Source organism: Aidingimonas lacisalsi (assembly GCF_008079445.1).
Lineage (GTDB): Bacteria > Pseudomonadota > Gammaproteobacteria > Pseudomonadales > Halomonadaceae > Aidingimonas > Aidingimonas lacisalsi.
This window is the reverse complement of record NZ_VRYH01000003.1, coordinates 498,913-511,093: the sequence shown is the minus strand read 5'-3', so window position 1 is coordinate 511,093 and position 12,181 is coordinate 498,913. Positions and strand designations below refer to the sequence as shown.

Genomic DNA, 12,181 nt, shown 5'->3' with positions numbered 1-12,181 from the left:
AAGCAACGAATACAAGCGTAGGCGAGCCTAAGGGCCCGCCCACATTGCGCGATGCCGGGCAAGAGTTCCAACGCCACCACTCCGATCCGATCGGAACAGCCCTACTACCTGTTCTCTTCTCTATGACTTGCCTGAGGTTTCAACGCCGCGGCATTGGGATCATACGTGAAGTCAGCAATTGTGCCGTCTTTGATCCTTTCCACAGCCTCGTCCACCACGAATAGTGGAACGAGGAACCACTCGCGCGGCACAACGGGATTTCCGAAGCGGTCCATGATCTCGATGTCGAGCCGTGCGGGTTCAAAAATCCGGTGAATTAAGTTTTCTAGCTTAGTGCAGTTGATATTGAACAACTCGTAGGTTGCTACAATCTCTACATCCGCCATCATGAACGTCGGCTGGAGCCGCGCACCAGCTATACGCTTTGAGACGCTCATATTAGTGACGCCGATCTTGTGTATAAGATCGCGGTTTTCTACAACAGTCGGGTGATCGGATTTGCTGCGCAGTACATAGATCGTGCCACTCGCCTCGTCACCTTCGATCGTATCCTGTGCAAACAAGGGGCCAGGGTCGGGTTCAGTAATGCGCCTGCCCGCTTCGTCCTTATTCAGGGCGCGTTGAAGCGAGCGCATGAGCATGTTGCTCTCTGTACCATTATCAAAGATCACACGCAGCCGGGCATCCGTCCGCCCCTGCTCAGTGATGGTCGTTTCCCCCATCTCCGCGACGTAGGCTTTCTGCCCACCTACGATAAAGAACCGTCCCTGTTCTATATCAGCTTTCATCTCGAATGGCCGCGTTTTTCGCAAGCCGCTGTCCAAATCGCTCTGTACCTGATCGAAGAGCGGCTTGAACTCCTCAAAATCCTCGCATTTATCGCGGTTAGCAATTTCCTCGGCTGCCTTTTTCTCGGCACTCGTTCGAACGTGTTTTAGCTCAGTGATCGGAGGGGCTTCGGCCTCGATGCCAAGCTCTGCAAGGAGAGCATCGTCATCCAGCTCATCGGCTTCCGGAGACGACGATAGCACTGATGCGGCCAGGAGTCCTTGATGATCGATCGGCTCAACCAAGTCCCGGCAATCTGGCTGATCGCAGATACGGTCAAGACGAACGGCATACAGACGCTCGAAGATATCACGGTCCTCGCCATGCTGCGGTGCGCGGCCATGTTCTTCATAAAATCGCTGAATTTCTTCAAAACCCGCGATAATCCGCTCTTCGCGAGGAGTGCGGTATTGTGCTTTCTTCTCTTCGACTTCAACGCCAAGCTCGGCGAGAAGTGCATCGTCGTCTTCTGTGAATTCTTTAGCCATTGGCAGCCTCCGCTTTCATGTGGGCAAGAAAAGCCACGCCTTCGGCCATTTTCTTTTCCCATGCGTCAGGCGATGTGATCGAAGGCAGCCTTCCACGCTCCTGCTTGAATTTCACGGCGCGGCGCGCCAGGTCACGCGCTTCTTCGGGCGTGAGCTTTACTTTCTTTGCCGATATGACGGCCTGAACCTGCTTCAGGCTTTCCTCGCTCATCGTTTTGGCGAGAATGGCATAGGCTTCGCTGAACGGGTTGATCCGGTCAATCAGATCGATATCCAGATCACGGACATCCATTGCGAATTTACGGACACCATCAATCAAGGCAGTGTTTCCGCTCTTCTCGGCTTCATCACCGTCAAGTGCAGCTTCTTTGGCTTTCTGGGTCAGATTTAGCGCCGCTATCGCGTGCTGGCGGACAGCTTCCTGATCATCTTCATCAAGTTCAGGGTACTTGTCCTTGATAATCTTTCCCATGCGCACTTGCGTCAATTCTTCAGGAACGAGTTCGTCATCGAACAGCCCACGCTCGACAGTTGTTTTGTCCTGTGCAAAAGCCGCAACAACCTCGTTCAGGTCTTCCTTACAGATGCGCTCCGCTTCCTTGCTCTTCGGTTCGACAAGCCCCTTGATCTCGATCTGGAACTGACCGGACTCTTCATTGAACCCGACATTGCACTCGCCTTCCTTATATCCGCCCTCACCGTAGTCAAAGCCAGGGGCTGGCTCGCTATCCGGTTTCTTCGGGGTGAAGTTGAAGCGTGGTGCAAGTACCTGCTCCATGAGCAGGCTGGCGGCGATCGCCTTAAGAGTGTCGTTTACGGCCTCGGTGACTGCCTCCTCGGCGGCATCCGGTTCGGCAATCAGGTTGGTGAAACGTGCGCTGGTCTTACCTTCGGCATCACGAGTGGCACGACCGATGATCTGGACGATCTCGGTCAGACTCGACCGGTAGCCAACCGTCAGCGCGTGCTCGCACCAAACCCAGTCAAAGCCCTCCTTAGCCTTGCCCAAGGCAATAATGATATCAACATAGTCGCGATTGTCCTTCTGTGTGGGGTCTTCGAGTGCTGCCGATACCTTATCTCGCTTGGCCTGATTGTCATCAACAAGATCGGCGATCCGCAAAACGTGCCCGTCTGAGCGCTGCACAAGCTGGAAACCAGTGTCGGGATCGGTTCCTTGCCACGTGCCAAGAGCGTCGATAACATGCTCGACTTCCTTGATTTTGTCTTTTGTGCTTTCGCGCGAATTCACGGACGGTATATGGATGATCGTCTTCTCGGCAGGGTCCAAAACTTTCAGGATATCGTCAGCATAGGCGCCAGAATAGAAATAATAGCCGATATCGAGCGTCTTCAGGTACTGATAGCCGTTGAGCTGTTCATAGTAGGTGTAGGTGACAGTATCGAACTTCGCCTCGTCATGAGGCATGAGCACAGCCTCGGTATCGCCCCGAAAATATGATCCGGTCATAGCGACGACATGCACTTTGTCTCGCCCGATCAGCTCAGTGAGCTGAGCACCCAGCTTGTTGTCGAGATTGGCCGAGACATGGTGGAATTCATCCACTGCGATCAGGCGGTCATCGAAGGCTTCGATGCCGAATTTTTCGACGGCGTTTCGAAAGGTCGCGTGCGGACAGACCAGCACGCTATCATCGCTTTCCAGGAAGGCGCCCACGGAGTCAGCCTTCCCCCCATCAGTGCCCGGCGCATTACAGAGATTCCATTTCGGCGCGACATGCCAGTCCGCCCAGAACCCGAAAGCGCTAAGCGGCTCATCGGCGAAGCTCGAGCCGATAGATTTTTCCGGCACGGTGATGATCGCCTGCCTAAGCTCCTGATTGTGCAGCTTGTCGAGCGCGATGAACATGAGCGCGCGGCTTTTACCAGAGGCAGGCGGCGACTTAATCAGGAGATACTGCTCCCCCCGCCGCTCAAAGGCACGCTCTTGCATCGGGCGCATACCAAGTTCATTCGACTCGGTGGAGCTGCCATTGCGAGAATAGGTGACGGAAACTGAAGGGACGGATTTCATTTTGAACTCTCTTTCTTCTGTTGGTCCTTTTCTATAGCCTTAACCAACCAGCTCGGCGGCTCCACGATTTGACAGTCGAAAACGTTTTCGGGGACATCTTTCCAAAACTTCAATATTGCTGATGAGAACTGAGCAAGGTTTCTTTCTGAAATTTTCAGATATTCATGGCTTGGAGAGAACCACATCTCGCCGACTTGACCGTGAATTTCTGCGAGTGGATGATCCAGGAACTGCGGATAGTTACTGGCCAGCTCGTTCAAAGAAGGGCCGTCGCCATGCTTGTAAACATTTACGACCAAGCGACAAGCGTCGAGATCCTGGAAATATGCTGAGCTTTTAAGAGGCCAGCCAAAGCTTTCTAACAAATCGAAAAGATCGGAAAGGTTCTTCTTCCAAATGACTTCTCTTGTCACCTCTCCATAATGCCAGTGTTGAACCTCATCGACTAACCATTGCCGCAGGTTCTTCTCCCACTTGTGGAAGAACCCTGACACGATGCTCAGACGCACACTGTCGCGTAGTTCTGTCAAGAGCTGATACCGCCATACGCCATCATCGTAAGCGGCTTCCTCAAAGTCCCCAGAATCATGGCGATCTGGATCGAAATACTGGCCACGCCTTTCGAGGGACTCTTCCGCAGCTCTATCTGCTTCCTCCGAAATGGCATCATCCGTAAATTGATCCAATAGCCGCGCCTTGGCTTGTTGCACATAGAACTCATGCTTTTCTATGAGCTGAGCTCGATGGCCGGAATACATCTGGAAAAGAACACGATCTGCCATCACTCGCTCCTCGCCTTGTCTTGCTTACCTGCCGTCACCTTGGTGTAAAGCTCGAAAAGCTTTTCCAGGCGCTCGGTATCATTGCGGAAGCGGCGACCGATGTAGATGCGCTCCAACACCTCGTCGTTGCGGTCATGTGCCGCGCGAAGATCATCCGGCATCTTTTCCGGATCATAAAGATCGGCAATGGTTGCGGGAAAATGTGCTTCGCGAGCCAACAGGATTTCTTCGGCGCAACGAGTCAAATCCGTTCTATTTTTTTCCGTTAGCTTGTATAACGGAAATGTATTCCAGCTCAAGTTAGATGAGTAGCTTAAACCGTTGCCTAAACGACCTGATAGTGTTTTAGCCCATACAAAATGCAGCTTTGAATTAAACACAGAAAAATCAACAAAAGAAGGCGTAAATATTGCATGAGCCTTATGCGTGACGACCATTTCCGAGTCAAATATACCACAGGGTATAAATTCACGGCTTTCGGAAGACACCTGGGGCACAATCAATCCGAATTTTTTGGCCATATTCCTGTAGCGAAACTGGTGAGGGCGATCAGAAAGTGTTTGTGCAACCTCACCTCCATTCTCCCTAAATTCACGCACAGCTTCGATTCTACTTCTTATCTCGGAGTTTTTTCTGGCGGATTCTATATCATCATCACTGATCCAAAGACACCATCTAATCTTGCCATCAAAAAATTCAGACGTCCCGCTTACCCGCTTGATTAATTTATTAGCAAAGTCGTTATTTGAAATTATCCGATCCCGCTCCTGAGAATACAGAAACAGGTGCCCGCCGTCGGCAGCCTGATTTCCTGTATTCATTTTAGACAAATCTGAAAGCGGGGACGAAAGCCCCGTTACAATCTCATTAGGCCCTGAAACCAAGTAAGGATTTATATGACTTACAGCACGCTTACTGTTTCCAGAAAAAATATAGCGGCGCCCTATCGACCTAGCATTCAACCCAAGAATTGTGCAATAAACACCTGCATTATTAGAGGCATTATTAGACCACTTGAACGGCTCATAACAGAACTGAATTTCGACTCCCTGTGCCAACATGAACGGCCAAAATTTTGGCACATGAATCCCTTGGTTCACGGAACTCGTAGCAACAAAGGCGACACCCGAGAACAGATCTATATGATCTGACGCCTTTGCCAGGAAGGCGCATATGTAATCCAAGTTTTTGTGATTGTACCTACCTTTTGCAATGTCCTTCATTTCGCATTTTTGCTCCGGATCTTGCTTTTTTCCGCCAAGATATGGTGGATTGCCAAACACGTAGGTTTCTCCGCCCTCATTCTCAAAATCTATCTCGGCTTGGTTGAGAGGCGTGCTAAACAGATCATCACCATGGATTTTCACGCCGGTTCCGGTTGGTGGGCAGATACTCAGCCAATCAACCCGTAGTGCGTTACCACAGGTAATCCAGTTCATCGCGTCAAGCGGCAGGAAATCTCGAAGCGCCTCACGCTGGCCGCGATAGAGAACATCACACTGATATTCGGCGATAATCAGCGCCAGCCGCGCTACTTCGGCGGAGAAATCCCGCAACTCGATGCCTCGGAAATTCGTCAGAGGGATATCAGTGCGTCGTTCGGGTTCCCCACGCCGCGTATTAATCTCCGCCTCGATCGCCCGCATTTCCTTATAGGCGATCACAAGGAAGTTGCCGGAGCCGCAGGCGGGGTCGAAGACCCTGATCCTTGCCATCCGGTTACGCAGATTCAGAAGTTTGCGTGCATTATCACCTGCCTCTTCAAGCCTCTCGCGCAGATCATCGAGGAAGAGCGGATTCAGCACCTTCAGGATGTTTGGGACGCTCGTATAGTGCATCCCCAAAGCACCGCGTTCCTCGTCATCGGCGACAGCCTGGATCATCGAGCCGAAGATATCGGGATTGATCTTCTTCCAGTCGAGATTGCCGATGTGCACGAGGTAGGAGCGTGCGATTTTACTGAAGCACGGCACCTCCGTGTCACCAGCAAACAACCCGCCATTGACGTACGGAAAGGCATCTGCCCAGCGTGGCAGCTTCGCTTTCTTCCTTTCCTCGACCGGTATGTTCATGGCTCGGAACAACTCACCGATGACTTCATGGGTGTTGGACGAGTCCCGCGAACTCATCTTATCGATGGTTGTAGTGAAAAGTCCCGAGCCGTCGAAGATATCAGTATCCTCGGCAAAGAAGCAAAAGATCAGCCGAGCCATGAAATGATTCATGTCGTGGCGTCGTTCGGCGGTAGCCCAATCTGGATTGTCTTTTAAAAGCTCAACATAAAGCCGGTTCAGGCGACCAGTGGCCTTAATATCGAAACCGCTCTCGCGAATTTGCTTAACGGTGCTGATACCCGCAAGCGGCAGGAAGAAGCCGAAATGCTCTGGAAAGTCTTCGAATGGACAGACGATCGGCGCGATGTCTGATACAAGCTCTTCCGCCTCCAGCGTGACGCCATCCGTTGCCAGGATGAATTTGACGCGGTTACGGGCATTCTTCGTGGCCGGGCTCTCGCGCAGCTCACGGATCGTGTCGGAGACCTGCCCCTCAGCGCAGACCTTGATGTGGATGTGGTTGGTCTGGAGGACGCCGCCAATATCAGACTTGTTCGTCGCGCCGCTGCGGAGCCGCTTGATCGTGGTCGCCTTGTTGCCGAACGCCTCTAGGAAGGCGAACGGGAACTCTTCTGCATCAAACGGCTGTTCGGCCAAGGCGGAGATAGCTTCTTCGATCTCGACAGCATTCACGGCTTTGCGACTCCCTTTTTGAAGACGAATAGACTAGCAACACAGGTAGTGGCCTGCATCCCCCCTGAGGCGCAAAATATCGAAATATCCACACGGGCTCGCAGTGCCGATCATTGGAGTGCAGTAGCCCCGCATCTCCAGAGCGGTCCGCCCGCCGACCGAGACGGGATGGCCCAGCAACACCTGCAAGGAGATGATGTCGGCATCGGCGCTATAAGTCCGTAGAGGGGGTGCGGACAAAATCTTGGACTACATCGGAGGTAGTTCATGTATTCGTATGAAGATCGCATAAGGGCCCTAGAGCTCTATCTCAAGTACGGCAAGAGCGCGGCAGCAACGGTTCGCGAGTTGGGATATCCCTCTCGAAAAAATCTGCGTCGATGGTACCGCACCTACCTTGAAACCGGTGGCCTACCGGAACGGCCTCCTTCTACACAGAAGTATTCCATCGAACAGAAGCAACGGGCGGTTGGTCACTATCTCAGTCATGGCCGCTGCCTCGCTAGAACCACAAGAGCGTTGGGATACCCATGTGTCGAGATGCTTGCAAAGTGGATTGATGAGCTTAACCCCGGTATGAGACAGCGTTTCACTGGCAAGGTTAGAAGCACAGCGTTGTCACGCGCTCAGAAGCAAGACGCCGTCATTGAGCTGTCTTCTCGCCAGGGGGCCGCTTCAGAAGTCGCAGTCGATGTCGGCGTGAGCAGGCAAGTGCTGTACAAGTGGAAAGATCAACGACTTGATGACGAGGTCGGCCCGACCATGAAACGCTGCAATGATGCACTGCTCGGTAACGGCTGCCTCACACTCACTTTGCCCAGAGCCGGTACCAACGCAAGACGGCCGTCCGGATCGATAAACTTGATCGTATACATACGACGGAACCTCCAGAACAAGTGGGCGACGCCTCACGGCGTGGCCCAACCGCGTCGCCATTCAATGGCAGCGGAAACGGTCGAACCATGGCTGGTCGAATTCACTAGTGGGATGTAGTGTGGATAGTTCAGTCACTAAGGGACGGAACTCAGTCAGCGAGACAGAGTCTCTGTTTTACATCCTTGATACCGAGGTAGACATGCTTGAGGACGCCATTCAAATCAGAAAGATCGATGATGGCAATGAAACCAAATACGAGGTATACGATTCCGATACCGGTACAAGCATCGGCATACATTCAACTCTGGAAAGTGCAGAAGCAGTACGACAGGATATGCAGGAATCTGAAGATTCACCGCATATCCGAAGCTATAAAGACGGCCCGGGAACTAGCTGATTTCACGTCGATGAAATAGGCAATGCGTCCATCAACGAGGTCGGCGCTGCTCTCATGCGTCTGGCCTTGTCTTGGCTGCGTTCGCGCACATTGATCTCTAACGCGCCCTCTGCAGGGCCCCAGCCAGCCACACACCACGCCAACGGCAGTTCCTGGCCATCCCTCAAGCTCGAAATACACGTTGATACCCGCAGCAACAGCGATTGTGACAACCAGCGCGGGGACATCCAGCCAGATCCCGGGTGACAAACCGGCAACGCTGTCCCAGCTTGACTTCCTGCGCAATCTTAGCGTGTTCACGGGCGACATCCTGAGTAATGCCAAAGTGCGTCGGGCCACCACGGTCGGTTGGATGGTTTACGTATCCGCCCTCACGGTCGATGACCTCGGCTCTCAGCGTTTCCTGAAGTGGATGGGTCATAGGGCCTCCGGCGCCTCACGGCGTGGGAGTAAACGAGAAAAGCCCTACCGGGAACTCGGCAGGGCCTCAAATGAAAAAGCGGTCTCGGTTAGTCGTAGTCAGTGCCGTCGCACTCGGGACAAGGCGGCAGGGTATCATCCGGATCGTCCAGAATGACTCGCTCACCACAGTCGCGACAGGCGTAGATGCCAGGACCTGGCTTCTCTCCAGTGGTTGGCATTGTTCTCTCCTCCAGTTGCTGATCCTGTGCTCCAGCACAGAGCCAACTCATCAATCTAGGAGGAAACGCCATATCTCGCCAAACGGCATGTTGGTAATGGCCCCGGAATCGAACCGGGTATCTCGGGGTTATGAGTGCAGCACATGGGGTAACCGGACCGCGCCTGCCATGATATTTCTATTTAAATTCAGTTGGTTATGGCTGGCTTCCCACCTACCCTGCCCACCTTATTGGTCACCTTCCATCAGCAACCATGTCATGTACCTAAAGACATGATGCAGTGGTACGTCGACTACCTGGATGCGTTGGAGGAGGGATTGACTGACGAGTTGAAGACTAGTCTTGATGCCCGAGTGGCATGATAGAAAATGTCCACCATCTGGCAGCCCAGTAGACATTTATCACAGTCGTGTAGAGAGGAGACCGACCTGGCGCCGTAAAGCCAGTCGCATGGCGGGCTCTCATTTGTCATATTTCCTGCGCCATTCAGCCTAAATGCTCGTGTTCAGCACATCAGCTCAGACATGACTATCCTAGTCATCGTTATCATCAAATTCCGGCACTACGGGTGCCAAGCCACACTTACAGCCTAGATCTCTACCAGGCAGCGTGAATCGACCGTTGATGTATAAGCCTTCGCCTACGAGGAAGTAGTGGTGAGCCAATAGCCTCTACCTTGCCCGCTATTTGCACAATCGTCGGGGAGCGTAACGTGACCCGGAGGGTCATAGGAGGGAATGGTGGGCCCAGCAGGACTCGAACCTGCGACCAAGGGATTATGAGTCCCCTGCTCTAACCACTGAGCTATAGGCCCTTACGCAACGCGGGCGTATGATAGCGAATGCTGGCGTTTGAGGCCAGCCATACCTGGATGTCGATGAACGAGGAGCGATACCGTGTCGATCATGAAACGCTATGGATTGGGTGTGGCGCTTTTGTTGAGTGCGGGCGTGGCGCAAGCCGACTGGCAACTGGACCCCGAGCGCTCGCGGATCGATGCTACGGTCATCGAGTTGGCGTCCGAGGGGCCGATTCCGCATCAGCACTCGGTGCGGGAGCTGGATGGTTCGATCGATGAACAGGGGCGCCTGCGCTTGCCGTTACGGCTCAACCAGACCGATGTGCTCGAAAAGCTCGGTGAGTTGCCGCCCTGGCTCGATACCCTGACGGATCGCACGCTGGTCACGCTCTCGACCGAACTGCCGCCGGAACGCCTGAACGACCTGGCGGTCGGCGACTCGTTCACCGAAACCCTGTTGTTCCGTGCCGATACGTCCAGTACCGCTCAGGAGGAGCCGCTGCGGCTGCGTTTCACGCGCGAGAGTGACGACAGTATCCACATCACCAATGCCGAGCGCATCGTGCTGAACGGCAGCGATGTGATGAAGGATGAAACGGGGCGGACGATCGTCAACCTGCTCGGTTACGAGCGCATCGGCGATGAGATACCGGTGGAGCTCAATGCCACCCTGGTCGATCGTTAGACGTCACTGATGCGCTAGGCGAGCGGCACGTCCTCGGCACGCGCCGACCCTGTCTGCACTCGCCACTGGGCGGCATAGTAGCCGTCGAGCGCCAGCAGTGATTGATGCGAGCCCCGTTCGACCACCTGACCCCGATGCACCACCGCTATCTCGTCGGCATGCACGATGGTGGAAAGCCGATGCGCGACCATGATCACCGTGCGGCCGTGGGCGATACGTTTCAGCGAACGCTGAATGGCCGCCTCGGTCTCGTTGTCCACCGCGCTGGTGGCCTCATCCAGAATCAGGATCGGTGAATCCTTGAGTAGCGCCCGGGCCAGCGACAGACGCTGGCGCTGGCCACCGGAGAGGCGGATGCCGCGTTCTCCCACCGGTGTATCCAGTCCTTGCGGCAACGCCTCGATGAACTCCCAGGCTTCGGCGGTGCGCGCCGCCTCGACGACCTCCGCCTCGCTGGCCTCGGGTCTGCCGTAGGCGATGTTGTCGCGTATCGAGCCCTCGAACAGGTACACATCCTGACTGACCAGGCCGATGGCACGGCGCAGCGACGCCAGGCTGACGCTCTGGACCGGCTGGCCGTCGATGCGCACCTCGCCTTGCTGAGGATCGTAGAAACGCAGCAGCAGCTTGATCAGCGTCGTTTTGCCGGAGCCGGTGGCACCGACCAGCGCCAGGGTGGTGCCCGCCGGCACGTCGAGGCTTACCGTCTCGACCCCCGCCCCACTGCTGGCATAGTGAAAGCTGACCGCTTCGAAACTCACCGCCCCGCGCACTGGCTGGGCAAGCTCGCGTGAGCTGTTATCCTGCACCAGAATCGGCACCTGGAGCAGATCGAGGATACGCCGGGTACTGGCCATGGCACGCTCGAACAGGTCGATTACCTCGGCCAGCCCGGTCAGCGGCCACAGTAGACGCTGGGTGAGGAACACCAGCACACCATAGGCACCGACGTTGAGATCACCGCGCAGCGCCAGCATGCCGCCGACGGTGAAGGTGGCCAGAAAGCCGGCCAGGATCGCCATGCGAATCACCGGGATGAAGGCCGAACTCACCCGAATCGCCCGACGGTTGGCCTCGACGTAGGCCTCGCTTGCCGCACGCAGGCGCTCGGCCTCGCGTGCCTCGCTGGTAAAGCTCTTGATGGTAGCGATGCCGGCAAGGTTGTTGGCGAGCCGGCTGGAAAGGTCGCCGACCTTCTCGCGCACATCGTTGTAGAGCGGCCCGGCCTTGCGCAGAAAGTAGAACGCACCCCAGATGATCAGCGGAATCGGCGTGAAAGCCAGCAGGGCGATCAGCGGTGAAATGACGAAGAACACCGCGCCCACCGCCACCACGGTGACGCCGACCTGCACCAGCGCATTGGCCCCGCCGTCGAGAAACCGCTCGAGCTGGTTCACGTCGTCGTTCATGGTCGCCACCAGTTGCCCCGAACTCTTCGCCTCGAAGAACGCCATGTCCAACCGTTGGGCGTGCTCGTAGGTGTCCTGTCGCAGGTCGGCCTGCAGGCGCTGGGCGAGATTGCGCCACAGGATCTGGTAGAGATATTCGAAGATCGACTCGCCGGCCCAGATGAAGAAGGTGAGCACGGCCAGGATCGTGATCTGCTCCTGGGGCGCGGTGAAACCGAGCCGGGCGACGAAGCTGCGCTCCTGGTTGACGACCACATCGATGGCCACCCCGATCAGGATCTCGGGGGCGATATCGAAAAGCTTGTTGATGATCGAACAGGTCGTCGCGGCGACGATGCGCCGCCGGTAGCCCCGGGCATAACGCAGCAAGCGTACCAGGGCATGGAAACTGCTGGTGCTGCGGGAAGGCTGGGCAAGACTCACGGGGATCCTCTCGGCTCATTTGCTGGGGCGAACAGCATACTACGACTCATGCGGGAAACTAGAGCGCGCCG

10 protein-coding genes and 1 tRNA gene are annotated in these 12,181 nt (G+C 55.1%); 3 read left to right on the top strand and 8 right to left on the bottom strand.

Annotated features, from left to right (window positions below; genetic code table 11):
- Positions 1-104: 104 nt before the first annotated feature.
- From FVV99_RS08570 to FVV99_RS08555, 4 genes are read right to left on the bottom strand one after another with little or no spacing between them, the layout of a single operon-like run.
- Complete coding sequence (locus FVV99_RS08570; RefSeq protein ID WP_148253615.1) at positions 105-1,316, bottom strand: GIY-YIG nuclease family protein; 1,212 nt, start codon at positions 1,314-1,316, stop codon at positions 105-107.
- On the bottom strand, positions 1,309-3,351 hold the full coding sequence (locus FVV99_RS08565) for a pseudomurein-binding repeat-containing protein (protein WP_148253614.1): 2,043 nt from the start codon (positions 3,349-3,351) through the stop codon (positions 1,309-1,311). Before FVV99_RS08565 ends, FVV99_RS08570 begins: the two co-directional genes overlap by 8 nt.
- Positions 3,348-4,133 (bottom strand): hypothetical protein, encoded by a 786-nt coding sequence (locus tag FVV99_RS08560; RefSeq protein WP_148253611.1) that lies wholly within the window; start codon positions 4,131-4,133, stop codon positions 3,348-3,350. The genes FVV99_RS08565 and FVV99_RS08560 overlap by 4 nt, the downstream gene beginning before the upstream one ends.
- Positions 4,133-6,880 carry a class I SAM-dependent DNA methyltransferase gene (locus FVV99_RS08555; RefSeq protein WP_148253610.1) on the bottom strand — a complete coding sequence of 916 codons (2,748 nt, stop codon included), beginning with the start codon at positions 6,878-6,880 and terminating at the stop codon, positions 4,133-4,135. The genes FVV99_RS08560 and FVV99_RS08555 overlap by 1 nt, the downstream gene beginning before the upstream one ends.
- A 267-nt stretch (positions 6,881-7,147) precedes the next feature.
- Here FVV99_RS08555 and FVV99_RS08550 point away from each other — a divergent pair, with 267 nt between their 5' ends.
- The gene (locus FVV99_RS08550; RefSeq protein ID WP_148253609.1) at positions 7,148-7,873 is read left to right on the top strand and encodes a transposase; all 726 of its coding nucleotides are present in this window, start codon (positions 7,148-7,150) and stop codon (positions 7,871-7,873) included.
- Positions 7,874-7,955: 82 nt separating this feature from the next.
- Complete coding sequence (locus FVV99_RS08545) at positions 7,956-8,153, top strand: hypothetical protein (RefSeq protein WP_148253608.1); 198 nt, start codon at positions 7,956-7,958, stop codon at positions 8,151-8,153.
- Between the two features lie 163 nt (positions 8,154-8,316).
- On the opposite strand, the gene FVV99_RS18650 is transcribed toward FVV99_RS08545, so the two are convergent.
- From FVV99_RS18650 to FVV99_RS08530, 3 genes are all read right to left on the bottom strand, one after another.
- Entirely contained in the window at positions 8,317-8,574 is a 258-nt protein-coding gene (locus tag FVV99_RS18650; protein ID WP_201745054.1) for a glycosyl hydrolase 108 family protein, read from the bottom strand.
- 88 nt (positions 8,575-8,662) lie between these two features.
- On the bottom strand, positions 8,663-8,845 hold the full coding sequence (locus FVV99_RS08535; protein ID WP_148253749.1) for a zinc ribbon-containing protein: 183 nt from the start codon (positions 8,843-8,845) through the stop codon (positions 8,663-8,665).
- 687 nt (positions 8,846-9,532) lie between these two features.
- Positions 9,533-9,608 (bottom strand) — tRNA-Ile (locus FVV99_RS08530).
- Positions 9,609-9,699: 91 nt separating this feature from the next.
- Between FVV99_RS08530 and FVV99_RS08525 the strand changes: the two genes are divergently transcribed.
- Positions 9,700-10,278: a hypothetical protein gene (locus tag FVV99_RS08525; protein WP_148253748.1), complete on the top strand. Its 579-nt coding sequence runs from the start codon at positions 9,700-9,702 to the stop codon at positions 10,276-10,278.
- A 14-nt stretch (positions 10,279-10,292) separates the two neighbouring features.
- On the opposite strand, the gene FVV99_RS08520 is transcribed toward FVV99_RS08525, so the two are convergent.
- Entirely contained in the window at positions 10,293-12,110 is a 1,818-nt protein-coding gene (locus FVV99_RS08520; RefSeq protein ID WP_148253607.1) for an ABC transporter ATP-binding protein, read from the bottom strand.
- Positions 12,111-12,181: the final 71 nt, after the last annotated feature.